This is a genomic window from Psychrobacillus syltrankelensis, assembly GCF_055454035.1.
The window spans coordinates 2,221,572-2,245,912 of sequence record NZ_CM144227.1 but is presented as its reverse complement, the minus strand read 5'-3'; the positions used below and the strand labels follow the sequence as shown (position 1 = coordinate 2,245,912).

Annotated in this window: 23 protein-coding genes and 1 riboswitch; of the genes, 17 read left to right on the top strand and 6 right to left on the bottom strand. The window is 34.6% G+C overall.

Translation table 11 applies throughout. From position 1 onward, the window contains the following. Nucleotides 1-246: 246 nt before the first annotated feature. Nucleotides 247-846 (top strand): histidine phosphatase family protein, encoded by a 600-nt coding sequence (locus ACTSKG_RS10790; protein WP_464758012.1) that lies wholly within the window; start codon nucleotides 247-249, stop codon nucleotides 844-846. A 6-nt stretch (nucleotides 847-852) separates the two neighbouring features. Beyond that, nucleotides 853-1,572, top strand: a complete 720-nt coding sequence (locus ACTSKG_RS10785) for an alpha/beta fold hydrolase (RefSeq protein ID WP_464754635.1) — start codon at nucleotides 853-855, stop codon at nucleotides 1,570-1,572. A 151-nt stretch (nucleotides 1,573-1,723) separates the two neighbouring features. Here the strand turns inward: ACTSKG_RS10785 and ACTSKG_RS10780 are convergent, their stop codons facing one another. Beyond that, nucleotides 1,724-2,089, bottom strand: coding sequence for a DUF2188 domain-containing protein (locus tag ACTSKG_RS10780; protein ID WP_464754634.1), 366 nt, complete (start codon nucleotides 2,087-2,089; stop codon nucleotides 1,724-1,726). 220 nt (nucleotides 2,090-2,309) lie between these two features. Between ACTSKG_RS10780 and ACTSKG_RS10775 the strand changes: the two genes are divergently transcribed. From ACTSKG_RS10775 to ACTSKG_RS10755, 5 genes are all read left to right on the top strand, one after another. Then, nucleotides 2,310-3,092 (top strand): 3D domain-containing protein, encoded by a 783-nt coding sequence (locus ACTSKG_RS10775; protein ID WP_464754633.1) that lies wholly within the window; start codon nucleotides 2,310-2,312, stop codon nucleotides 3,090-3,092. 164 nt (nucleotides 3,093-3,256) lie between these two features. After that, nucleotides 3,257-3,682 (top strand): DMT family transporter, encoded by a 426-nt coding sequence (locus ACTSKG_RS10770; RefSeq protein WP_464754632.1) that lies wholly within the window; start codon nucleotides 3,257-3,259, stop codon nucleotides 3,680-3,682. Between the two features lie 24 nt (nucleotides 3,683-3,706). Then, the gene (locus ACTSKG_RS10765; protein WP_464754631.1) at nucleotides 3,707-4,405 is read left to right on the top strand and encodes a Crp/Fnr family transcriptional regulator; all 699 of its coding nucleotides are present in this window, start codon (nucleotides 3,707-3,709) and stop codon (nucleotides 4,403-4,405) included. Between the two features lie 15 nt (nucleotides 4,406-4,420). Continuing rightward, nucleotides 4,421-4,924 carry a DMT family transporter gene (locus ACTSKG_RS10760; protein WP_464754630.1) on the top strand — a complete coding sequence of 168 codons (504 nt, stop codon included), beginning with the start codon at nucleotides 4,421-4,423 and terminating at the stop codon, nucleotides 4,922-4,924. Between the two features lie 28 nt (nucleotides 4,925-4,952). Further along, nucleotides 4,953-5,594 carry an SIMPL domain-containing protein gene (locus tag ACTSKG_RS10755; protein WP_464754629.1) on the top strand — a complete coding sequence of 214 codons (642 nt, stop codon included), beginning with the start codon at nucleotides 4,953-4,955 and terminating at the stop codon, nucleotides 5,592-5,594. Between the two features lie 135 nt (nucleotides 5,595-5,729). Here ACTSKG_RS10755 and ACTSKG_RS10750 read toward each other — a convergent pair whose 3' ends face one another. Further along, the gene (locus tag ACTSKG_RS10750) at nucleotides 5,730-6,383 is read right to left on the bottom strand and encodes a hypothetical protein (protein ID WP_464754628.1); all 654 of its coding nucleotides are present in this window, start codon (nucleotides 6,381-6,383) and stop codon (nucleotides 5,730-5,732) included. A 481-nt stretch (nucleotides 6,384-6,864) separates the two neighbouring features. On the opposite strand from ACTSKG_RS10750, the gene ACTSKG_RS10745 reads away from it, so the two are divergent. Beyond that, a complete protein-coding gene (locus ACTSKG_RS10745) occupies nucleotides 6,865-9,630 on the top strand; it encodes a sensor domain-containing phosphodiesterase (RefSeq protein ID WP_464754627.1) in 2,766 nt (921 codons plus the stop codon). Between the two features lie 30 nt (nucleotides 9,631-9,660). Further along, nucleotides 9,661-11,298 carry a thiamine pyrophosphate-binding protein gene (locus ACTSKG_RS10740; RefSeq protein WP_464754626.1) on the top strand — a complete coding sequence of 546 codons (1,638 nt, stop codon included), beginning with the start codon at nucleotides 9,661-9,663 and terminating at the stop codon, nucleotides 11,296-11,298. Between the two features lie 764 nt (nucleotides 11,299-12,062). Here ACTSKG_RS10740 and ACTSKG_RS10735 read toward each other — a convergent pair. Continuing rightward, on the bottom strand, nucleotides 12,063-12,662 hold the full coding sequence (locus ACTSKG_RS10735; protein WP_464754625.1) for a hypothetical protein: 600 nt from the start codon (nucleotides 12,660-12,662) through the stop codon (nucleotides 12,063-12,065). Nucleotides 12,663-12,928: 266 nt separating this feature from the next. Further along, complete coding sequence (locus tag ACTSKG_RS10730; protein ID WP_464754624.1) at nucleotides 12,929-14,188, bottom strand: glycosyl hydrolase family 18 protein; 1,260 nt, start codon at nucleotides 14,186-14,188, stop codon at nucleotides 12,929-12,931. A 329-nt stretch (nucleotides 14,189-14,517) separates the two neighbouring features. Between ACTSKG_RS10730 and ACTSKG_RS10725 the strand changes: the two genes are divergently transcribed. From ACTSKG_RS10725 to ACTSKG_RS10715, 3 genes are all read left to right on the top strand, one after another. Further along, complete coding sequence (locus tag ACTSKG_RS10725) at nucleotides 14,518-15,399, top strand: permease (RefSeq protein ID WP_464754623.1); 882 nt, start codon at nucleotides 14,518-14,520, stop codon at nucleotides 15,397-15,399. An 18-nt stretch (nucleotides 15,400-15,417) separates the two neighbouring features. Continuing rightward, nucleotides 15,418-16,254, top strand: a complete 837-nt coding sequence (locus ACTSKG_RS10720; RefSeq protein WP_464754622.1) for a TIGR03943 family putative permease subunit — start codon at nucleotides 15,418-15,420, stop codon at nucleotides 16,252-16,254. Between the two features lie 67 nt (nucleotides 16,255-16,321). Further along, entirely contained in the window at nucleotides 16,322-16,579 is a 258-nt protein-coding gene (locus ACTSKG_RS10715; protein ID WP_464754621.1) for a hypothetical protein, read from the top strand. A 338-nt stretch (nucleotides 16,580-16,917) separates the two neighbouring features. On the opposite strand, the gene ACTSKG_RS10710 is transcribed toward ACTSKG_RS10715, so the two are convergent. Then, a complete protein-coding gene (locus ACTSKG_RS10710; RefSeq protein WP_464754620.1) occupies nucleotides 16,918-17,526 on the bottom strand; it encodes a LysE/ArgO family amino acid transporter in 609 nt (202 codons plus the stop codon). A 228-nt stretch (nucleotides 17,527-17,754) separates the two neighbouring features. Between ACTSKG_RS10710 and ACTSKG_RS10705 the strand changes: the two genes are divergently transcribed. Both ACTSKG_RS10705 and ACTSKG_RS10700 read left to right on the top strand, forming a co-directional pair. Next, nucleotides 17,755-18,411, top strand: a complete 657-nt coding sequence (locus ACTSKG_RS10705; RefSeq protein WP_464754619.1) for a YIP1 family protein — start codon at nucleotides 17,755-17,757, stop codon at nucleotides 18,409-18,411. Nucleotides 18,412-18,628: 217 nt separating this feature from the next. After that, complete coding sequence (locus tag ACTSKG_RS10700) at nucleotides 18,629-18,760, top strand: hypothetical protein (RefSeq protein WP_464754618.1); 132 nt, start codon at nucleotides 18,629-18,631, stop codon at nucleotides 18,758-18,760. Between the two features lie 269 nt (nucleotides 18,761-19,029). Here the strand turns inward: ACTSKG_RS10700 and mgtE are convergent, their stop codons facing one another. Further along, nucleotides 19,030-20,373 (bottom strand): magnesium transporter, encoded by a 1,344-nt coding sequence (gene mgtE / locus ACTSKG_RS10695; protein ID WP_464754617.1) that lies wholly within the window; start codon nucleotides 20,371-20,373, stop codon nucleotides 19,030-19,032. A 304-nt stretch (nucleotides 20,374-20,677) separates the two neighbouring features. Further along, nucleotides 20,678-20,843, bottom strand: a riboswitch (M-box (ykoK) riboswitch). Between the two features lie 283 nt (nucleotides 20,844-21,126). Here mgtE and ACTSKG_RS10690 point away from each other — a divergent pair. Genes ACTSKG_RS10690 through mnmH form a run of 3 tightly spaced genes read left to right on the top strand, consistent with a single transcriptional unit; the run spans nucleotide 21,127 to nucleotide 24,339 of the window. Further along, a complete protein-coding gene (locus tag ACTSKG_RS10690) occupies nucleotides 21,127-22,167 on the top strand; it encodes an AI-2E family transporter (RefSeq protein WP_464754616.1) in 1,041 nt (346 codons plus the stop codon). 58 nt (nucleotides 22,168-22,225) lie between these two features. Beyond that, on the top strand, nucleotides 22,226-23,275 hold the full coding sequence (gene selD, locus ACTSKG_RS10685; protein WP_464754615.1) for a selenide, water dikinase SelD: 1,050 nt from the start codon (nucleotides 22,226-22,228) through the stop codon (nucleotides 23,273-23,275). A 26-nt stretch (nucleotides 23,276-23,301) separates the two neighbouring features. Beyond that, a complete protein-coding gene (gene mnmH / locus ACTSKG_RS10680; protein ID WP_464754614.1) occupies nucleotides 23,302-24,339 on the top strand; it encodes a tRNA 2-selenouridine(34) synthase MnmH in 1,038 nt (345 codons plus the stop codon). Nucleotides 24,340-24,341 lie beyond the last annotated feature (2 nt).

The window sequence follows — 24,341 nt, the reverse complement described above, 5'->3', positions numbered from 1 at the left end:
AAAATGTCTAGTATATATAAAAAGCGTATAATTTTTGATTATTTTTTATAATGTTTGTGTTTTGTGATATTTTTAGAAAATACTAGATTTTTTGATTACAATACAAGTTTAATTATTGTAATTTTTAGATTTCTTATTTAACTTTTACTAAATTTTAGGTATAATTTGTAGTGATTTACAGGTGAGGTAGACTTTCGGTAACGTGTGTTGACTGAAGAATATAAAAGAGGAATTGGAGTGAAGCAATTGGAATTAGTAATTATTAGACATGGGCAGTCGGAAGCAGATGTATTAGGGGTACATGAAGGAAGAGCAGATTTCCCCTTAACGGAGCTTGGGGAGCATCAAGCAAAACTGCTGACTAATTATGTGACAACCCATTTTCCACCAGACGTTATTATAACTAGCCCTTTAAGGAGAGCGAAGAGTACAGCTTCCATACTAAAAGAAGGCATCGGATGTGAATTAATTGTAGAAAATGACCTTATGGAATTTAATAATGGTGTACTTGCGGGGCTTTCTAGAGAAGAGGCAGCTATTAAATATCCATTACCCCAGTATGGAAGACCGGTTCATTTACCAATTGAAGACGGAGAGTCGGAATTGGAATTTCGTTTTCGAGCGGAAAGGGTTTTTCATACAATTATTTATGACTATAAAGAATATGAAAGAGTGGCTATTATTTCTCATGGAGGACTAATCTCGCATTTATTAAAAGCGTTTCTTCGACATCCTAATTCTAGTGATTTTGCATATGCAACAGGTGATACGGGTATTCATTTATTGGAGATTAAAGAGAATGTGAGAGTTATAAGGTTTCTAAATAGACAGGAACACTTAAACTAAAAAGGGGTGAAATGTTTGATCCTACATACAAGTATTCTAGGAAAGGGAGAATCAGTTGTATTCTTGCATACGGGTTTACAAACAGGGTTAACTGATTTCGAATTCCAGCGAGAGTATTTCAGTAAGAACTATGAAGTTTTTTCACCAGATTTAAGAGGACATGGTCAATCTAAAACGAATGATATTCAAAACTTCTTTGAGGATTGTGCAATAGATTTATTGGAAACAATAAATCATCATAACCTAAAAACCATTCATTTAGTGGGATGTTCTTTAGGTGCATTAGTTGCTATTAAATTTGCCAGGATGTATCCAGAGCGAATGAAAACATTATCTATTTCTGGAATTATGCCAGTGAGACCAAGTAATTGGTTGGAGATTCATGAACATGAAGTGGAATCACAGACGAATGTACTTGTTAGTCAAGAAGCGACTAGTTATTTCGATCAATTACATACATCAGATTGGAAACAATTTTTATACATGGGAAGAGATGAAGGATGGTATCCGTTTGATGATGTAAACGATCTAAAAGAGTTTAATTTTCCAGTTCTTTTTATAGTTGGAGAAGGGAATCAAAACGAAACTGTTGGTGCGACGTTACTTCCAAGATTAAATAAAAACGTACATGTTGCCATTATTCCATTTGCGGCCCACTTAGTACATATAAATCAACCAAAAATATACACAGATGTGCTGGAAGAGTTTATAAAACAATCTGAATAACATCGGAGTTAGGTTTAAAGATGGATTAATGCCTATCAATGCCCTTTAAAAAGGAGCAATTTCAATTGTTTTTTTACTAATTGACAATCTTTTCTCGTATAGGCTTTTTTCGGTACTCTTAGCTATACCTTTAGGGGACCTTCCACATTATTTATTCATATAATGTGGTTTCAAGGTCTCCGTCTTCATGATATATTGCGAGAATACCGTTATGATCATTGACATATGGCTTCGCTTTTTGGAGAATGTTTTCTTTTGTATCTTCCGTGAAAATGGCGCGTTCACCACCAGATTTGATGAGCGCCCATTCGTTCTTCCTCGAGATGACTTCGTATTTGGGACGATCGTTATTCTCCCCATTAATTGCTTTTCTTGCTTGGGCTGTGGCTATGGAAATTGCTCGACCTTCCCCATAATTCTCTCGTAACAAAGCATTTGCAATTTCAATGGCTTTTTCTCTTACCGCTGGTTCTAGGTTTTTCATAGAGTCAGGATAATCATTTTTACTCCATGGCATTGCTATCTCCTCCTTAGAAACCGTTTTCCCGTTTCTCTATATATTAAACATTGGGATTAATTTTGCTTTATTAGTCTTAAATTAATGGAAATATTACAATTGTATCATTGTGTCGAATTTTGTCTTTTAATTGATATATCCTTCTAATGTTTCTGCAATAGTGTTGTCATCTTCGGATGGTAAACTAAGTTTTGTTAGTGAAAAGGAGGAAATTCATCTTATGAAAAAACACATTATTGCACTAACGGCAATTGCAGCACTATCAGTAGGAGCGACAGGACAAGCATCCGCAGCAAGCGTTCACACGGTAGAAAAAGGGGATACACTTTGGGCTATTTCTAAAGAAATGAATGTAAGTGTACAAGATTTACAAGATTGGAACAATCTCGATACAACGGTTATATATCCATCTCAACAGTTAAAGGTAGAGGAATCTGCAGATACATATAAAGTTGTCTTAGGTGATACACTTTCGGAAATTGCGAAAGAACATAATTTATCTGTCGGTGATTTAATGAATAACAATCAGCTTACAAGTGATTTAATATTTCCTGGAGATGAATTAGTGCTTGAAGGAACAAAAACTAAGATAATTCAGCCTAAAAAAAATGTATTGTCCGTACCTACGACTCATCAATCCGATACAACTAAACCAGCAGCAAAACCAACTGTAAAACCAGTGGCAAAAACAGTAGTACCATCTGAGTCTACAGCAAAAGAGATAACTGTTTCTTCAACAGCGTATACAGCATCTTGTGTAGGATGTTCGGGAGTAACATCAACAGGCATAGATTTACATGCAAATCCGAACCAAAAAGTCATTTCTGTGGATCCAACAGTTATACCACTTGGTTCCCGAGTTTGGGTTGAAGGATATGGAGAGGCAATTGCTGGTGATACAGGTGGATCGATTAAAGGAAATAAAATTGATATTTATATGCAGTCTAAACAAGACGCACTTAATTGGGGACGCAAAACGGTAAAAGTAAGAGTTATAAATTAAGATTAAATTAAAAAGATTATCCTATATAACATGCTCTAAAAACAATAATCACTTGTTTTAGAGCATGTTTTTTTGTGTAGTAAAATGCTGGGACATATGTCCTTTCCAAGACGTATGGATCTATCTTTAAATAGAGATAACAAGTCGAATGGGGGAAATGAAATTTGAGAGGGATATTCTTCGCGTTATTAGGCGGTGCATTTATAACCTTACAAGGTGTAGCTAATGCCCGAATTAGCCAAGATATTGGTACGTGGCAGACGGCGACTATTACACAACTTACAGGATTTATATTAGCTTTAATCATTGTGCTATTCGTACGAGATGGCAAATGGCAAATGTTTAAACAAGTAAAACCGTTATATTTAACTGGTGGTGCTCTGGCTGCTGTTATTATATTTAGTAATATTACAGCAATTCATCAAATTGGAGTTACACTTACTATATCGGCAGTTCTAATTGCCCAACTAAGTTTGACGTTTATCATTGATATTAATGGATGGTTTGGCGTAGCGAAGCAGCAGATGAAGTTACCTCAGTTTATTGGTATGGCTATGATGGTAGCTGGTGTTGTAATTTTAGGGATGTAATGTAAGGCGGGGGAGGAAAAATTCATGAAACTAATTGAAGATCGAGAGCAACTCCAAAACTATTTGCAAGTTCATAAGATTGAATCCGTATTTAACGAGGCATTATTAGCCCATTTGTCGTTGTATAGTTTTGATGAAGGAGAAATCATTTGTGAACAAGGGGATCTCCAAAATCATCTGTACATACTCGTGAAAGGGAAAATAAAAATTTTTATGAACTCTTCGGAAGGACATAAGCTAATTATTGCTTTTAAATCTCCCCTCGAAATAGTTGGAGATATTGAATTCATACAAAATATTGAATTGATAAATACAGTTGAAGCTGTTACGCCAGTTTATATGATTGGAATTCACTACGATTGGTTAAATAAATACGGAATGAATTATCCTCCGCTCATGCAGTTTTTACTTAAAATCATTACAAGAAAATTTCGGATTAAGGATAATTCTTTTAGTTTTAACATGATGTATCCAGTAGAAGTACGTTTAGCCAGTTATTTAATGTCTATATCCTTTGACGAATCAAATACAAATTTTAAGGGACGGCTCAGTATTAAGAATTTAAAAGATGCAGCTGGTCTAATTGGAACAAGTTATAGACATCTTAATCGGGTTATTAATCAGTTATGTGCTGAGGGGTTAATTGAGCGTAATAAAGAATATATCAACGTAATAGATCGCAAAGGGTTAAGTATCCTTGCTAATGATAATATTTATGAATGAAGAGGAGTTGAGAGTATGTTTGTAGGGTTAGCAATAGCAATTATTGGAGGTTTTTTCTTGAGCCTGCAAAATATTTTTAATAGTAAAGTCAATGAACAAACAGGTCCTTGGAGTGCAACAACACTTATATTAGGAATGGGATTTTTGGCTTCCTTCCTAATTGGTATCATCTTGGAAGGTGAACGGATGTTTATATTGGATAATATGAAAAGTTGGTACTGGTTTAGTGGGATTATCGGAGTAGGTGTCGTTAGTTGTTTGATTCAGAGTATCAAATTGCTAGGCCCAACATACGCTATTTCTATTGTACTTACATCACAGCTTTGCTTTGCGTTACTATTTGATTCTCTAGGTTGGTTAGGTCTTGAGAAAATGCCCTTTACGTTCCAGCAGTTATTTGGAGTGTTAGTTATTATCGGTGGAATCATCGTTTTTAAACTAGGCGGTAAAGAGCTAGTGTCAAAGAAAAATGCTAAGTTTGTTGCGACAACTTCCCTCGACAAAAAGCATAGAATGTAAATATGCACAATACGGAAGGGGTAAACCGATGTACTATGTTCATCAACCGTCATTTCCAACATTACGAGTGATAACAGTTTCTGGAATCGGGAAAGTTACTGTACAAGCCACCTATGTTCAACTTCAAATAGAAGTGAATACAGAAGGAACGAATGTGAGAGAAGCTCAGAAGGAAAATGCAAACATCATGAATCACGTAATCCAGTCCATTTTGACGCTTAATATTCCGAAAGAGGATATTCAAACAGCAGCATTTAATGTATATCCGCACTATGACTATATTGAAGGGAAACAAGTCTTTAGGGGATATGAAGTTACGAATGCAATAACTGTAAAAATAAGAGATGCCGAGGAAATAGGAACTGTCATTGATACAGCAGTACAAAATGGTGCAAATCGCATTTCAGGAATTCAGTTTAAAATTGAAAACGCAGATACATCCTATCAACAAGCTCTCCGTTTAGCGCTTCAAAATGCTCAAACAAAAGCAAAAACAATAGCTGAGACAATGAAATTACCAGTGCATTCACAACCGATAGAAATTGTAGAAGAGAATGAAGCAGGTCCTGTATTATATAAATCAGTTGCCATGGCTGAAACCTCAACTACGCCAATTGAACAAGGACAAATGACGATTACCGCTACTGTTCGAGTTAAGTTTCAATACTAGTTAAATAATAGGAAGTCCTTATATATGTATATAACTTAGATTTTCTTTGTAAGAATAGTCACAGGTGTTTTTAAAAAAGAGCAGGGTGTTCATATTAATGGAACAACCTGCTTTCCTTGTTTCCTTTGAATAGCTTCAATTATCCGTACTTTCAATGGATTCCTCCGGCTGATATGACACATCTTCAAAATGATTAACTGGTTTTACAGAAATATTAACTAAATCATCTTTTTGATTATTAAATAGTTCCAAAATTTTATGGAAGAAATCTTGCTGTTCCTCTTTTTGTAGCTTTATGTTGTTCAATATTGTTTCGTTCATTTTCTCCAACGAGTCATATTTTTCTAACGAATATTTAATATTTTTGTTTTGAGTAATGGAAGAATTATTAAGATAATTCTTTTGTCTAACAATCCTTCGATGCATGATATCTAGTACTTCCCTTTGTTTCCTCAATTGTTCAATTATCATTTTATGAGAATTTGAAAGCTTCCCTAAATCGAAGTTATTTTTCTTAGTGGTCTGAGCATTTTCGATCAAAATATTTCTAAGGTTTAAATAATTAATCCTCAGAGTTCTTTTTTGTGCATTTAACGCTATTTCTTGCTCCTGCACCTTGCCTAAAATTGTTTGACACAAGTCGCTTAGTTGAGAAAAGTATTCCATATAATGTACGTTTAGTGATTTTTGTTCCTCTAAAAGTTCTATATATGGATTAGACACGAAATGACTTCGATTGTTATTCTTTGCAAAGGCTGTGGAAAATAAATGTACCTCCGATTCTTTCATTATTAACATACTCCTTTTTATCACAGATGGTAGTCATTCTATATTTTATGAACTTATTCGCTAATTGTGAGGAAATATATAGAATCATTATTTGGTTTTGTTCAAAGATAAGAAACTACCATTTGCTCACGTTCAAAAATGCCACCATCTACCATGATAAAATCTAATTTCCGCTTTAAGTTGGAGTTGTGCGCAAGGCCAGGATCTTGATTTGCTTTCTTATTTCCTAGGAGTCGCCGCTTTCTGCTTTAATAGTGTAGCCAATGTTTCGTCCAAAGCACTCAGGAATTAGTGAAGACAAGATGCACTTAAAGGACGCTTGCGCTTTTCTAAAGTTCATAGGTGAAAGTCGAAAAACAGCAAGTTTTTTTATTTTCTCTGTGAAAATAATATTAAATAGAAAGTTAAGATGTTAAGATTGGTACATAATCTTTATTTTTTGACAATTCATGTTTAAAGCGATAGAAATGGGGGGTCGTGAATGGTAAAAGAACAAACGAGATACTCACGTCTCGCTAATATAACCAAATTAATAAATACGAAACTGGAACTACGTGAAGTATTGGAACAGGTAGTCACAGCCATATCTGAGGAAATCGTACAATGTGATTCTGTAGGGATTTATTTGCCCCAGGCAGACGGGAGATTTAGAGGATATGTTGGGAAGCCAGAGATCATCAATGGAATGACATTAGATATGCACGTAATTGAGACTGAATTTGATCTTCTTGCTAAAGAAGTAATTGATACTCAAAAAACAATTTATATACCAGATACATCCAAGGATAATCGACCTGATCCTAGAGCAGTGGAAGGATTTAAAATTAAATCATTATTAGTTCTTCCTATTTCTTATGAAAATGAATTATTTGGTCTAGTTTTTTTGTTTGACTATGGAATTCCAATGAATTTAACAGAAGCAGAAATTCAAACCGTAGAAGCATATGTGAATATGGCTGGTGTTGCTATACAAAATGCAACAAATATGACACGTAAGGAGAATCTAATCGCAGAAAAGCAATTATTATTAGACCTTACACGTGAACTGTCTATGTGCTCTACGATGGAAGAGGTTTTAGACAAATGCTTTTTCTATGTTGGGAAAGTGTTGAAGAACTATAACATTGGTGTTCACCTCCTAGATCCTTTAGTTGAAAAAACTATTAAGCCAGCAAGTTTAAGTAGGGATAGTGATTGGACGGAGGAAGATTGGAAGAATACGCATAATAGGTTTCGTATTGAACCTGCAAATGATCCTGTATTTCAAGAAGTTATAAAGACAAAAAAACCTTTGCTTATTCCAAATGTATTGGAGGATGAAAGACCCAATCATGAAGCATGTCAATACTTTGGCATAAGAGGAATGTTCATGCTGCCATTAGTAGCAATGGGAGAGGTTTTAGGAGCATTGGCTATCGTAGAACTAGAAGAAAATGAACTAGTTTTTCCAGAATCAGATATTATGCTTGCGCAATCTATAGCGGATGCTACAGCTTCCACACTTTCGAACTTACTCTATATGGAAAAGCAAGAAGTAATAATAGAAGAGAGAACTTCAGAAATTTTTGATAAACATAAAGAGCTTGAACGTGTTGTTACTGAATTAGAACAACTTAGTCGAGAGAAAGAATTAATATTGAATTCAGCTGGAGATGGAATTTTTGGTATTGATCTCGAAGGTAAAATTACATTTTGTAATCCCGCCAGCGAATCTATATTGGGATATGAAACAGGGGAGCTAATAGGTAAACCTTGCCATATTATATTTAAGAGACATAAAACCCAACATCTATTATCACCATACTCAGAAGGAAATCAAAAGTTTTTTAAAAAAGATGGTTCTAGTCTAAGTGTAGAGTATGTTATTTCTTTAATAAAAGAAGGAAACACAGTGCACGGAGAAGTTGTAACTTTTAAAGATATAACCGAACGCAAGCAAATGGAGGAAGAAATAAAATATCTTGCTTACTTTGACAGTTTAACAAATCTACCTAATAGAATTCGATTAAATGAAACTCTAAAACAAGCACTACTGGATGCACAGACAAATAATAAAAAGGTTGCAGTATTGTATTTAGATTTAGATCGTTTCAAATTAATTAATGATAGTTTAGGACATAGTTACGGAGACCTTCTATTACGAGGTGTATCAGATCGATTAAGGGCTAGTATTCCAAAAGGAGCTACCGTATCACGACAAGGTGGCGATGAATTTACAATTGTCTTACCAAATATTAATAGTAAGAAAGACGTCCTTAAAGCAGTAAAACAAGTTACTGATTCCTTTTTCAAGCCGTTTACTTTAAAAGATAATGAAGTATATATTAAAACGAGTATTGGTATTAGTTTGTTTCCTGATAATGGAGATAATGCAGAAGATTTGATAAAGAATGCAGATGCCGCTATGTATAAATCAAAAGAGAGATCAGGCACTTATTTTCATTTTTTTGAGAACGAAATGAATAATCGAACGCTAGAAAGTATTAAGTTAGAAAATGCATTATATAAAGCATTAGATAAGGATGAGCTGGTTATCTATTATCAGCCTCAAATTGATAGTAAAAAGAATGCAATTATTGGAGCGGAAGCATTGTTAAGATGGAATCATCCAACAGAAGGTATGATTTCACCTGTAGATTTTATACCAATTGCTGAAGAAACCGGGTTAATCGTTCCTATTGGAAAATGGGTTTTAATCCATGCATGTAAACAGTTGAAAGAATGGCATATGCAAGGGCATTCGTATATGAGTATGTCCGTTAACTTGTCAGGACGTCAGTTTGAAGAGGATAACTTAGTTTCAATGATTAAAAATATATTAGTAGAATTAGATCTTACACCAAAATGTTTACATATAGAACTAACAGAAAACCAAATTATTAAAAATACAGAAGTAACTATAAAAAAAATGAAGCAATTGAAAGATCTAGGGGTGAAAATAGCCATTGACGATTTTGGTACAGGATATTCTTCATTAGGTTATTTGAAAAACTTTCCAATTGATGCACTGAAAATTGATAAATCTTTTATTCAAGATTTAGAAAAAGATGATGATGACGCCGCTATTACGAATACCATTATTTCTTTGGCTCAAAATTTGAATTTAAATGTGATTGCGGAAGGCGTCGAGACAAAAGAACAATTAAAATTTCTATTATCAAAAGACTGTTCTATCATGCAAGGTTATTACTTTAGTAAGCCAATAGATGCCCATGAGCTTGCTAAGAAATATTTACACAAATACTAGTAAATCGTTAGATAACTGGAGGGAAATTTAATGAAGGCTGTTCGTTCTGTTTTAGAGTATTTAAAAGGTATTGGAGTAAAACATGTTTTTGGTATTCCAGCAGGTTCTGTAAATGCATTTTTTAATGAACTTTATGACATGCCCGAGATCACACCAATTGTTACAAAACATGAAGGAGCAGCATCCTATATGGCAGCTTCTTATGCTAAATATACTAACCAGATTAGTGTATGTATAGGAAGTAGTGGACCTGGTGGAACAAATTTAGTGACAGGAGCAGCTAATGCAATGCGTGAGCATTTGCCTATCCTATTTTTCACGGGTGGCGTTCCTGTAAGCACAATGGGTTTAAATGCTTCTCAAGAACTAGATGCAGATCCGATATTTAAATCAGTTACGAAGTATAGTGTAACGGTGACAGATTCAAAAGATTTACTAAATGAAGTGGTGAAGGCAACTGAAATTGCGATGTCTGGAGTACCAGGACCTGTGCATATTGCAATGCCGATAGATGTTCAACACGGAGATGGTGGACAGGCTGAAATACCTTCATTCATAAACAAAGAAGAGATAATTCCTAATTTGAATGTCATTAAGGAAGTAGCTAAAAATCTAGTGGAAAAAGAAAGCGGCTATATTCTTGTAGGGCAAGGAGCTAGGAATTCTGTTGAGCAGTTAATCGAGTTAGCAGAAATACTGGATTGGCCTATTATTACAACACCACAAGCTAAAGGGCTAATTCCGACCGAACATCCTCTTCTAGCAGGAGTATTCGGTTTTGCAGCACATGAAAATGCATCTAGTTTAATAAGTGAAGGCGATGCTAAATCATTATTAATTGTCGGATCAAGCTTAGGCGAAACAGCAACAAGTAACTATAATGAGCATCTTACGAAAGGTCGTTTTACTGTACAAATGGACTTTGATAAGACTGTGTTCAATCGAAAATATCCAATTGATATCCCAGTTTTAGGAGATATTCAATTGAGCTTAAATTATTTAATAGAAGAATTAAGAACATATGAATTCTCTAGGAAAATTACACCACAAAAGAAAGTGGAAGATAATAACAGGAATACCGAAGAATATAACACGAAAAACATATTATTCAAATTACAAGAATATTTACCCAAGTCCACTAGATACTCAATTGATATTGGAGAATTCATGGCTTATGTTATTCATCATATGGATGTTCTAGAGTCCAATACATTTGATATTAATGTACATTTTGGAGCAATGGGTAGTGGAATTGGATCAGCAATAGGTTCGAAACTTGCCGAACCGGAACGTCCTTCCGTAGCTATTACAGGAGATGGTTGCTTCTTCATGCATGGGATGGAAATACTAACTGCCAAAGAATATAATATCCCTGTATTATTTGTGGTAATGAATAATGCACGTCTAGGAATGGTATATCACGGACATTCTTTGCAATATAATCGTACACATCCATCTTTTGAACAAGAACCGATCGATATTGCAGCAATGGCTACAGCTATGAATATTCCGAGTTTTAGAATCAATCGAATGGAAGATCTATCTCAAGAAGTTGTTAGTAACTTAATGAATTACAATGGACCTTCTATTTTAGAAGTGGCTTTAATTGATAACAACGTACCTCCAATGGGTGACCGAGTAAAGTTCTTGTCATCTTTCGGAAAATAATATGAATGAAAAATCCCCTTTTCGTCTAATAGAAAAGGGGATTTTACCTTATGTACCTTGTCTCTACACATTTCCGGAGGGCAACGGACAAACATCCACCACAAGAGTACCGAAAAAAATGGATCGTGAAGTGACGCAGGCACTTCACGATCCACAAAAATTCCAACGGTAATAATGTAGTTGAAGTTTTGTCCAAAGCACTCTGAAAAAAGTTAAGACATGATGCACTTAAAGGACGCTTGCGGGTTTCTTAAAAGATAAGTATATAAAATTGGACTACTGAAAATCCTGTATTCATAGTGTTTAGTAGCACAGTTTTTTTCTTAACACTGATTTGCGCTATCTCACACAAAGTTAACTCTTTATATGTAGAAATGGTTGCTTTCAAGATAAAATTGGTTGCTTTCGTCTCGAGATTGGTTGCTGTCACTGTAGAATCTGTAGCTTTCACCTTACAATTAGTCGCTCTATGACAGTTTTTAACTTTTCCCTTCTTTATAAATAGGCAGTATCTATTGATAAAGAAGCGCTGAGCGGACGAAATTGCATCTTCGTCCGCTTTTAAAAGTATAGGAAAGCCTTTATTCTCTCATTAACCAAAATAAATGCACTATTTCTTTGCAAATTCCAAGTGGGCGACGGATAAACATCCACTACAAGATTACCGAGCCAAATTATAGCGGTAATGATGTAGCCAATGTTTCATCCAAAGTACTAAACGGTGAAGACAAAATGCACTTAAAGGACGCTTGCGGGTTTCTTATTTATAGATGAGAATAATGTTTTTGAATTACTCCGACGATAAAACCGATTGTTTGTTTTTTAAATTCATTGGAGACTGATTCATTATTGGGATTTAAGTAATAGGAACCTTTTATATTATCATCGTAGTCGAATCCAAGGCTAGCTAATGAATCTTTTAAATCTTTTGGTAGCACGGATGATCCAGTTTGTTTTGCAAAATATTCCGAAGGTATTACCTTTACATCCACATCATTTTTTCCAGTATGGATAATAAATAAATCTTTTTCATTTTGAACAATCCACTGCCCTTTGGAATACAAGGAAATTCTAAGTTTTGATAATGAATCAATTCCTTCTAAATTTATACCGAAAATGTGATTTAGCATATTACGTATTTCCATACTACTCATCTCATGTTCGTATTGATCCATGTACCTTTCCATTGCAGTTTCAGGTGTTAAGTTTACAAAGCTTTTATTTATAATGGGAACTCCTTTTAAGGGAATTCCGAAAAAAAGATCTACAGCCTTACAAATATCCAAAACTGTAATTTGTTTTCCTAAAGAGTTAAGGTGGTTATCCATTTGTTCTATTTTTGAAAGCGATTCTGATGTTAACATAAAAAATAATACCCCCTTTTAAATTTTAGAAAATTTTTCTTGTTTAATATAATTGTACCATAAAGGGTTTTGTAAAAACTAATAATTTTGAAAACGGATATAGGAAAGTAAATAAGTAAGAAAATCGTTTATAGGCTCTGTTTCCGCAGCGGTATGGGACTGGAATAAGCTGCGGTAAACAACTGGGGAAAGTTAGCTATAAATGAAAAGTGAGATATTCAACTAATGAGTAGTTGAATATCTCACACTTTTGTTAATTGCAAATATCAGAGTACTTTTTGGGTATTTAAAAATTCACTTACTAAGAGATAAGATTGTGCAAACTTGAACGCCAACTGCCATTCGCCAATCCCTTTTAAATGGTAGTCAGTGACCAGTTTAAGTTTCTGAGCTCTGGCTCTTGAATCTTCAAACCATACAATATGTTTCTTTCCTGTTTCATCTCGATATTGATAAAAAGGTTGTTGGGATTCTTTAGAATATTGAATTGGAACTTGATGTTTCATGGCTGTTTCTATAGCCAAAGAAACTGAAACGGCATGTGCATCTATGACGGTACTATCACGCATCTTCCAATCATAACCATAACGTTGGACTCCGAGAATTATTTTATTTGCTTTCATATGTTTAAGAGCATATTCGATTGTTTGTCTTACCTGTTTTATGGGGGCGATAGGTCCTGGCAGACTTGTTGCTTCGTGAAAATCATAGGCCATAATAAAGACAATATCAACAGCGGCGCCAATTCCTCCATAATCATAAGCCTTCAAATAAGGGAGTTTATCATTAATTTTAGCTGGTATAGCGACAGTGGTATAGTATCCTTCCGGCTTCAGTTTTTCTCTTAATGAACGCAGAAAACTAGTATATAAATCTCTTTGTCCTTCTTGTAACAATTCGAAATCGATGTTTACACCAGCATAGTTTTTGTTCTTGATTAGATTGTAGATATTATTAATTAATCGTGCTTTTGTTTCAGGTGAACTTAAAACACGATTTGCTATGTCGGTACTAAACCCTGTTGATGTTAGATTAGTAATAACTGCAAGTGGTGCTACTTTATTCTCTCTTGCTACTCGAATAAGTTGTCGATCATCCAAAGAGCTTAAACTTCCATCTGCAAGGACATGGTACTCAAATACTCCGAAAAAAGTATTTATAGGGGCGTCTCTCTGTATGATTTCTTTGTTTTTAGTAGGTGTTGAGGGCAGTATGTAACTAAGATTTACTGCTCCATATTTAGGTCTTGGTGGTAAATACAACTTCGTACCAACCATTAATGTATCTGAATGTAGACCGTTTATGAGACGTAACGTTTCGACAGAAGTGAAACTCATTTGGGCAATAGAATAGAGCGAATCACCTGGTTGAACTGTATACATATTTGTTGGAATAAGCAGATCCTGTCCTGGTACCAAGCTATCTGTACTTAATCCATTCATTATACGAATGCTATCCATTGTTATTTGAAATTTTGCTGCAATCGAGAATAAGGAATCCCCCTTTATTACAACATAAATAAACATAGAACTCCCTCTTTCCCCATTAGTTATTCACTTATACATATGTAATTCTTAATAGCTTCATAACCAATTTTTCGATAAAATCCAAATAAAAACGATAGAAGATGGATGAATGGACACACGAGGTGACAAAAGTGGATTTTGTTCTCCGGTAATTGAATTTAATATTAAACAGGAACATGAAACTCTAACGAACGTCTAAGTGTTTGGTTATGTGGAGGGAGTTTTCAAACTAACATAAATTTGGTTCGCTCCCCACCTACAATTAATTGTAAAAAAGAACGTACTATACTAGTATATCTATATTCAAGTTTTTAATAGGAGTAATGAAAATGAACAGTCAATTGTTTTTACAGTTTAATACTATATTCATTAGTATATTAATAGAATCATTGCCTTTTATCATGTTAGCAGTGATTGTATCTGCTTTAATACAAGTCTTTGTAACAGATGAAATGCTAGCTAAAGTGATTCCAAAAAATAAATTTCTTTCTGTGCTATCAGCAAGTGCGCTCGGAGCAGTTTTCCCTGCTTGTGAATGTGGGATAATACCTATTGCAAGGAGATTAATGGCGAAGGGAGTTCCTCTCCATGCGGCAATCGCGTTTATGTTGACAGGACCCGTCATAAACCCTGTTGTGCTGTTCTCTACATATGTTGCCTTTGGTAACAGTTGGAAAATGGTGCTGTATAGAGGTGGTTTATCGTTTATCGTGGCTTTAGTTGTGGGTGTAATTCTCTCTTATCAGTTTAAGGAGTCGCAATTAAAACATATGTTAACATACCAAGTTCCGCAGCAAAATATCCCAATGAAAAGAAAAGTGTTAGGTTCTTTGAAGCATATGGTGGATGAGTTTTTCACAGTAGGAAAATATTTAATAGTAGGTGCTTTAATAGCGGCGGCTGTACAAACCTATATGAAGACATCAGTCTTAACTTCCATAGGACACGGTGAATATTCTTCTTCACTTGTGATGATGGGATTAGCATACATTATGTCCTTATGTTCTTCTGCCGATGCTTTTGTAGCAGCTTCTTTTAGAAGTACATTTTCGACAGGAGCATTAGTTGCTTTCTTGGTTTTCGGTGCTAAGTTTGATATTAAAAATACATTAATGATGCTAGGTGTATTCAAAACAAAGTTCGTTTTTTTCTTATTCATTTATACAGCCGTTTTGGTATTCCTAGGATCAATAATTATTACGAACTTATAAGAAAGGAGGACTTTAATAATGCTTCGTTGTTGGATTTTACTCGGATTTTCATTTCTTTTTTTACATTTACATGCAACTGGAAATATATCGAAATATATTAATCTAAAATATTCAACCTTTTCTTTCGTCGCTATTTTCATCTTCTTTTTCTTTATGCTCATTCAAATGTATTTCACTTTGAAAGAGGGTAAAGATGAAGAAGATTTTGATCCTATATGTGATTGTGGTATAGATCATTCTAAAGAAGGAAAGAGATGGAAATCATGGATTAGCTACCCGATTTTTCTTTTTCCTATTTTGACCGCATTATTTCTTCCAATTGCAACGTTAGATTCAAATATTGTTGCAGCAAAGGGGTTTAACTTTGAGGTGTATAACGGTAAGGACGAATACGGAGTCCATCAATTTCTTGAACCCGATAGTAGCGTGTTCTATGGTCAAGGAGGATATGATGAGATAAATGAAGAGGCGCTTGGTAAGTATACAAACAAAGACAGTATCATTTTAAAGGATGAAGATTTTCTATATGGCATGGAAACAATCTACAAAAACCCAGGTTACTTTACGGATAAAACAATTGGTTTCAGAGGCTTTACTTATGTAGATAAGGAAACAGGAGATGTCTTTTTATTTCGATTTGGAATTATACATTGCGTTGCGGATTCCGGAGTATTCGGAATGCTGTTAGAACTTCCGAAAGGTACAACGTTCCAAAACGATGATTGGATTGACGTGCAAGGTAAGATGGATACTATATACTACCAACCGTTTAAAAAAACAATTCCTATTTTAAAAATGGATAGGGTAGAGAAAATAAAAGAACCTGAAGAACCTTACGTATATAGAAGCTATTAATTAGTAGTTAGGTATTGATGGGAGAGATTTTTATGGAACTAGTATTCCTGTATACCTGAAAGAAGTATTGTTCGAGAAACGTTTTCAATCAATCTCGATAGGGGAGCAACCGGATGTAACTCATCATCACTCCACTTTACAAGCAATTAAATTAGAGGATTTACCACACTTCAACAAAAAACGTTTTGAAAATGGATTAATTAGCTTCCTAGCGGTATTCTTCGTGGAAAAGGTTTTATTGAATTCGAAAACTCTCGACAACTGTATGGGGTTAGATGATGAACAGATAAATGCACATTGTAAACAATTGCTACAGTCAAAATAATACGTTTTTTTTTATCGAAGTGGAAACTGAAAAAAATAGGTGGTATCTACGGATAAATAAGTGATAGCTTCCGAAATTGTATCTTCGGAAGCTTTTAAAAGAGTAGGAAAATATATTTTCTTTAATTATCCAAACCAAACGCATCATGTGCTAACAAATTCTTAGAGGGCGACGGCCAAACATCCGCTACAAGATTACCGAAAAAAGTGAATGGAGAAGTGACGAAGTCACTTCTCCATTCACAAAAATTCCCTCGGTAATAGTGTAGCTAATGTTTCGTCCAAAGCACTCTGGAATTGGTGAAGATCAGATGCACTTAAAGGGCAATTGCGCTTTTCTTAGATTATAGTTAACCCCATATATAAAGCTGTAACCCAAATGATAATTGCAGAAATTTTGTTTAATATTCCAAGAAACTTACCAGAGGTATCTATTTTTTTCATCATCCTACCAGCAAGACATAATCCGTGAAACCAGCTCCAGGACACAATTATGCATGTGACAGTAAATACAATTTTTTCTGTCCCTATGTAAACAAGTGAACTTGAACCGATGACGCCAATTGTATCTAAAATGGCATGAGGGTTTAGCAATGACACAGACAAAGCAAATAAGATTTGCTTTTTAATAGACATTTGGACAGTTTGCGAATCCGTTGATGTAGTGGATTTGGTAAACCAAGTGACAATCCCCATATAAATTAAAAAAACAACACCGATTCCAATTAAAGTAATACGCAACCAATCATATTGCATAACAATAACAGACACACCTAAAATCGCTAAAAGTATTAACAATGTATCACAGATAGAAGCCGTTATGGATGCCGGTAATGCTTTTTTAAAGGATGGTTGAATAGCTCCTTGAGTAAAAACAAATAGATTCTGAACGCCTAATGGTAATATCAACCCTAAGGCTAGTAATAAACCATGTATAAAAGGTTCCATACAAAAAAACCTCTTTCAATTTATTTAGTAAAAATGATCTTCGAAAGGGAAAAATGCATTAAATGTCGAATTAGCAATTATAAGTGTTTTTTAATGAGTTACCTTCTTATATTATCATTCTGTGCTTTTGGTTTGGTAACTTATTATTATATTGGATACTTAAAAATCTAATATTCTAACATACTTTTTTGTTTGTCAAATAAACTAGTAAGAGGCGGGAGGGATAAAGTGACTCAAGAAATGAAATATGAAGAAATAGAAAAATTAAATCCGTTTTTTTCTATTTGGCTTTCTACAAGAAAAACGGTGCGCTATGTGTTGAATCACAAAAGTTTAAAATATTCTCTTACATTAGCTGCAATTGCTGGAATTCCGAATGGTATAAGTGCAGCTGGCGAATGGAGTAAGAATTATGATATTTCGTTGTGGCTACTATTAATAGGTATCATTGTGCTTGGCCCAATACTTGGTTTAGTCGGTTTAGGATTTACGACTGTTATTTACACATGGGTAGGAAAATGGCTAGGTGGATATGGAACATATAAAGAGATGGCTCAAACGATGGGTATTGTTGTAATTCCAAGCATTTGGTTGACACCGTACTGGATTTTATCATTTATTTTTGTTCGAAATAATCTATTTGTCATGAATCCGTGGGAATTTAATTCAGGGTCTATTATTTGGGTTTTAATTTCCATATTAATAACTATAACTACCTCTATATGGATGATTGTCATTCAAAGCAAAGCAATAGGAGAAGTGCATCAGTTCTCAAGTGGGAAAGGATTTGCAACATTAATCATTCCTTCTATTACAATAGGAATCGTTGTATTTATCGTTGTGTTAATTATTGGATTTTCTATAATTTCAACGACTACTTACTAAAAATATAGAAGTTTGATTTTATTTTGCTTTTAATTGCTAGCTTTTTTACAAGATTTTTATACTAAGAACAGTGATTACAAGCAAGAGAGAAGTATGTTCTTACCGAAATACTTTGAAATAAAAAAATGAGAAGAAATGAAAGAAGTTATCCACAATCCGGGTTTGCTACTTTATACTCGACTCATCAGGAAACCCATATACAACGCATTTACCGCTTTTGTTAAATCATGGTGGAACTGAATTGGTCGGTCACCTTTCCAAAGTAAATAAACAATGGATAGATATTATTGGCAACAGGTACTGGTTGTTTTCCAAGGACCTATTGTTACATCTCTCCTTCTTGGTATGAAACCAAAGATGCAGTACCTATTTGGGTGTCGTTGGCTAAGTTAAGTCAAAACCACGCGTGGAACGTGTTGTAGAAGCGCTTGAAAAGACGGGCAAATCCGAAGAACAGCAGATTGGTATGCATATGAAATCTATTATGTCACAGTAAAAGATATAATTACTATCTCTACTGTAACTTAGACAAAAAATCGCTCCTCGGCATATTATTTATGCCAAGGAGCGATTTTATAGGAGAATATCATATTGGTAATAGTGAAGGCCATGTGTCCTTTAAAGATGAAGTATGATCTTTGCCAATGTAAAGTAAATAATAAGACCCGTTCCATCAACAAAAGTTGTAATAAAAGGTCCAGATACAACGGCTGGATCGATTTTTAATTTATGCAGCACCATCGGTAAAATAGCAGCCACTACTGATGCCCAAATAACAATAAATAAGGCAGATAAGGCAACAACTGAACCTATGTTCATGCTAACTCCTAGAATGAAAGCACGTACTATCGCAACAGATGCCATTGTAATACCTAAGAAAAATCCTGTTGATACTTCCTTTTTAAAAACTTTGAACATATCCTGGAACTGTACTTCTCCAACAGCCAAAGCTCGCACTAGTGTTGTTACTGTTTGTGAGCCTGTATTTCCACCAGTTCCAATAAGAAGTGGTATAAAAAAAGATAAAGCAATTTGCTCAGACAATGTGTCCTCATAGTGCTTCAATACGCTGCTTGTATATGCTTCCGCAACGAACAAGATTAATAACCACCCAATTCTTTTTCTAAAAAGAGTTCCTACAGAATTCTTAAAATAAGGCTCGTTTAATGGTTGACTTCCGCCTAACTTTTGAATGTCCTCTGTTGCTTCTTCATGAATAACATCGATTAGATCATCAACAGTAATAATTCCAATCATCCTATTGTCTAGGGCTACAACAGGAATAGCTACAAAATTGTATTTCGATAGAACAGCAGCTGCTTCTTGTTGATGCATATCAACGGAAACCGAAATGGTCTCTCCTTGCAATATTTCCTCTAACTTTGTTCCTGGTTTGGCTAAAATAATTTCTTTTAGAGATACAACACCAGTTAACTCTCCTCGACTTCCTAACACGTAAATATAAGAAGTTATCTCCGCATCATGTCCTACTTTTCGAACGTGGTACAAAGTTTGGTCAACAGTCCAGTTAATGCGAGCTGCAATATAATCGACTGTTGCTAATCTTCCTGCAGTATCTGGTTCATAATTCATAAGGGTATTAATTTTCTCTCTATAGTTATCGGGCAAAAATGCCATCATTTTTTTTGCTTGATGAGGATGAATTGATAATAGCAAGTTTACAACCGAATCACTGGACATTTCTAATAATAATGATGAAGCAAAACCGTCTTTCATACGATGTAAAATTTTATATTGCAATTCTGGCTCCAGATATTCAAGAATTTCTGTCCCTATTGGAATAGGAATTGTAATAATAAATATTAATTGTTCGTCAAGTTCCAGTTCACTTAATATTTCTGCAATATCAAAAGGCTGAAATCTTGATACATACTCTATTAAAAAGTCTTTATTTTGATCATTTAAAATATCTTTCATTTCCTGAATCATGTTTTGGTTCATGTCCCTTACCTCCGTTCGCTCTAAAGTAAAACGGGAAAGGACAGGAATTTTCAGTGACTGGATAGCCGAAGACTGAAAGTTATTCCTTTCCCGGTTTTACTTAATTTAGTTAAGTTATTCGAACTCGGTTCTTCGTCCATCTTCATCACCTCCATAAATGTTTATCACTTATATATATTCGTTAAACAAAAGAAAAGCCTTTATTTCTCAACAAGAAGAAATAAAGGCTTGATTTGCATATCAAAAAAACAGTATAAGCTGCTCAATACAAAAAAATAATACAGCACAGCAATATATTGTGTTCACCAGTTTCCCTCGTTGAGTTTTAGCACTGTATAGCATAGGTACTTATTACCAGCTACGTTAAAAAAGACCTTAATCCGATCTTTCTTGTTGACCCATTGGCGTCTTTCGACATTTTTGGGCAGAAGCGTTTCTCTATACAGGAGCCTCACCTAACAGAATACTTAAAGCGATATTTAACTAGATTGAATATATGCTACTTTATTGAAAATGTCAAACAACGTTTTTGATTTCAAAAAGTACCTTTATATTTATCACTGAAAGCATTGAAAATTGAAAACGAAACTTATCTACCAAGTCCATATGAACATACAATAAAATGGTTAAAAACAAAATAAAGAACTAATTATGCTATAAATCCCCTTTATTTCTTGTAATCTGTTTCCTATGGGGTGATACTAAAAATATAAGGATTTAAATCAAAATATTTATTAGGGAGTAATGTACAAAATGTCTGGAATTACAGAATTTTTTCAAAAAAAGGAAGTTAAAAGAGTTATTATTTTGGGTTTAATTGTATTACTCCTGTTTAGCGTGAAAAGTATGATAAATTTAATTTTACTTACGTTTATTTTTACGTTTTTAATGAATCAACTCGTAGAATTTGTGGCGAAACGTGTAAGGTTGAAACGAGTACTACTTGTTACTTTGATGTATACATTGATTGTTGGCTTGCTAGTATTAGGACTTGTGAAATATTTACCTATTATCACAATAGAAGTAAGTCAACTTGTGAAACGAGTTACAGCCTTCTATACAAAGCCACATGATAGCGTTTTGATTAACTATATAGTTACTTTTATTTCGGCCAATAAGATTACCGCCTATTTAGAAAATGGTTTTTCTTTTCTGCTGAAATCTTTTACAGATATCAGTAAAATTAGCGTTCAAGTGCTGATAGCGCTGATATTAAGTTTATTTTTTTTATTGGAAAAGCCACGTTTAAAAGAATTCACTGCCAAGTTTAAGGATAGCAAGATTGCCCCTTTTTATAATGAGATTGAATTTTTTTGCAAGAAATTTACCCGTACGTTTGGAAAGGTAATCGAGGCTCAGTTTATTATCGCAATTATCAACGGCATTTTGTCTTTAATTGCAATGATAATTTTAGGGTTCCCTCAAATATTTGGATTGTCAATTATGGTCTTCTTTTTAGGGCTTATTCCGGTTGCCGGGGTGATTATTTCACTAATTCCTCTTTGTTTAGTGGCTTATACTATTGGAGGATTCATAAAAGTTATTTATGTGATTATAGCGATTGCAATTATTCATGCTATTGAAGCATATTTTTTGAATCCTAAACTGATGTCTTCAAAAACAGATTTGCCGGTCTTTTATACTTTCGTAGTGCTCCTTTTTTCGCAAAACTACTTTGGTGTATGGGGATTAATTGTTGGAATACCAGTGTTTGTTTTTTTACTAGATGTACTGGAGGTGACAAATAAGGAGATCGTAAATCCTGTTACTACACCTAAAATAAATAAGGATTAATTGTATTTAATTTTCGTTTTGTTTCTATTTAGAGATACCTTAGAAAGGATGATTGGATATGAATAAATACGATTCAGTGAAGCTAACTTCTCTAAGTTCAAAAGGAGGTTGCGGTTGTAAAATTGGGCCAGCAGATTTGGAGGAAGTACTACGTTCTTTACCGACTTCCATTTCTGATCCCAACTTGTTAGTTGGGCTGGATACGAGTGACGATGCAGGTGTTTACCGACTAAATGATACAACAGCAATTGTTCAGACTGTTGACTTTTTCACTCCAATTGTTGATAATCCGTATGATTTTGGGCAGATTGCAGCTACCAATGCTATAAGTGATGTATACGCAATGGGCGGAACGCCGATAACTGCACTTAATATCGTTGCATTTCCGATTTCGACGTTAGATAAAGGGATTCTAGGAGAAATACTACGTGGTGCTGGAGACAAACTTAAAGAAGCGGGTGTAACCTTAGTAGGTGGGCACTCTATTGATGACAAGGAACCGAAATTTGGCCTTGCAGTAACCGGCATTGTACATCCAGATAAAATTAGAACGAATGCAGGTGCACAAGTAGGGGACCAACTAATTTTAACAAAGCCGATTGGCGTTGGTATTTGCACAACCGCGCTTAAAAATAATTTGTTGTCTGAAGAAGAAATTACTCAGGTGACAAAGGTTATGACCACACTTAATAAGACGGCCGCAGAAGTAATGTCGGGTTATGATGTTCATGCAGTCACTGATATAACCGGCTTCGGACTACTTGGACATGCTTCGGAAATGGCTAAAGGGAGTAGAGTTGGCTTAAGAATTTTTTATAATCAAGTGCCAATTTTGCCGCGAGTGAAAGAACTGGCGGCACTTGGTTCTGTACCTGGTGGAACGAAAAATAACTTTATGCATTTAGCAGAGGTTGTCAGTTATTCTGAATCATTTGATCAAATAGATCGCTGGATTTTATGCGATGCAGTTACATCAGGTGGTCTTTTGATTTCAATTGCTAGCGATGAAGCAAATTTTCTCGTTAAAGAACTTCAAGGAAAAGGTGTCCATGCACAAATCATAGGTGAAGTAATAGACAATAATTTAGGATGTATTATAGTAGAGTGAAAAAATGGTTTAGGTAGGTGACAGTGTTGTTTCATGAAATTCCATTAACTGATATATTAGCTTTTCCCAAAAAAGAAAATCATCTAATAGTTGATGTGCGCTCACCTAAGGAATTTAATGAATCTACCATTCCTGGAAGTATTAATATTCCTGTTTTTAACGATGAAGAACGTGCAGAAGTAGGAACAATTTACAAGCAAGTAGGAGCGAAAGAGGCAAGTGAAAGAGGACTATCTATTTTTTCTCAGAAGTTACCAGCTTTTATTGCAGAGTTTAAAGGAATAGAAGACCCTTTTACTGTCTTTTGTTGGCGTGGAGGAATGCGTAGCAAAACAGCAGCCACTGTACTAGATTTAATGGGATTTCGTGTAAACCGCTTAACTGGGGGTATTCGTACCTACCGCCAATGGGTCGCGCATGAATTAGAGAAGGAAGAATTTACGCCAAAACTAATTGTATTAAATGGATACACAGGATCGGGTAAAACGACAATTTTAAAACAATTATCTCAAAATGGATTTCCAGTTATTAATCTAGAGGAAATGGCTGGACATAGAGGATCTATCTTCGGTCAAATTGGTCTCAATCCAAGCAACCAGACAAAATTTGACTCTCTGCTTCTTACTGAAGTATTACGTTATAGAGATGAACCCTACGTCTTTATAGAAGGGGAAAGTAAACGAATTGGCAACGTCAGTATACCGCAATTTCTATATGATAAAAAGGAACAAGGATTGCAATTATTTATTAATCTTCCTATTGAGGTAAGGGTTCAAAATATATTAGAAGACTATCGACCATGGGAATCTCCAGAGAAATTTAAAGAAGCTTTTCAGTTAATAAAAAAACGTATTCACACACCAGTAGCCAAACAAATTGAGAGTAATTTGGATAACGAGGATTTTTCTCTTGCAACTCAGCTTTTACTCGAGTACTACTATGATTCAAAATATGAACATTCAGGAAGTCACTTTCTAGAACAGCAAAAACGAATAATCGATGCGTTAGATGTAGAGGACGCTTTTCAAAAAATACTATATGAGATGAAGTTTTTAAAAGTTTAGAT

Excerpts from the sequence above, each read along its gene's own strand:
- ACTSKG_RS10765 (WP_464754631.1), top strand. The coding sequence starts at position 3,707 with ATGAAACTAATTGAAGATCGAGAGCAACTCCAAAACTATTTGCAAGTT.
- ACTSKG_RS10755 (WP_464754629.1), top strand. The coding sequence starts at position 4,953 with ATGTACTATGTTCATCAACCGTCATTTCCAACATTACGAGTGATAACA.
- ACTSKG_RS10740 (WP_464754626.1), top strand. The coding sequence starts at position 9,661 with ATGAAGGCTGTTCGTTCTGTTTTAGAGTATTTAAAAGGTATTGGAGTA.
- ACTSKG_RS10725 (WP_464754623.1), top strand. The coding sequence starts at position 14,518 with ATGAACAGTCAATTGTTTTTACAGTTTAATACTATATTCATTAGTATA.
- ACTSKG_RS10745 (WP_464754627.1), top strand. The coding sequence starts at position 6,865 with ATGGTAAAAGAACAAACGAGATACTCACGTCTCGCTAATATAACCAAA.
- selD (WP_464754615.1), top strand. The coding sequence starts at position 22,226 with ATGAATAAATACGATTCAGTGAAGCTAACTTCTCTAAGTTCAAAAGGA.
- ACTSKG_RS10760 (WP_464754630.1), top strand. The coding sequence starts at position 4,421 with ATGTTTGTAGGGTTAGCAATAGCAATTATTGGAGGTTTTTTCTTGAGC.
- ACTSKG_RS10730 (WP_464754624.1), bottom strand. The coding sequence starts at position 14,188 with ATGTTTATTTATGTTGTAATAAAGGGGGATTCCTTATTCTCGATTGCA.
- ACTSKG_RS10735 (WP_464754625.1), bottom strand. The coding sequence starts at position 12,662 with ATGTTAACATCAGAATCGCTTTCAAAAATAGAACAAATGGATAACCAC.
- mgtE (WP_464754617.1), bottom strand. The coding sequence starts at position 20,373 with ATGAACCAAAACATGATTCAGGAAATGAAAGATATTTTAAATGATCAA.
- ACTSKG_RS10710 (WP_464754620.1), bottom strand. The coding sequence starts at position 17,526 with ATGGAACCTTTTATACATGGTTTATTACTAGCCTTAGGGTTGATATTA.
- ACTSKG_RS10780 (WP_464754634.1), bottom strand. The coding sequence starts at position 2,089 with ATGCCATGGAGTAAAAATGATTATCCTGACTCTATGAAAAACCTAGAA.
- ACTSKG_RS10775 (WP_464754633.1), top strand. The coding sequence starts at position 2,310 with ATGAAAAAACACATTATTGCACTAACGGCAATTGCAGCACTATCAGTA.
- ACTSKG_RS10750 (WP_464754628.1), bottom strand. The coding sequence starts at position 6,383 with ATGAAAGAATCGGAGGTACATTTATTTTCCACAGCCTTTGCAAAGAAT.
- ACTSKG_RS10690 (WP_464754616.1), top strand. The coding sequence starts at position 21,127 with ATGTCTGGAATTACAGAATTTTTTCAAAAAAAGGAAGTTAAAAGAGTT.
- ACTSKG_RS10720 (WP_464754622.1), top strand. The coding sequence starts at position 15,418 with ATGCTTCGTTGTTGGATTTTACTCGGATTTTCATTTCTTTTTTTACAT.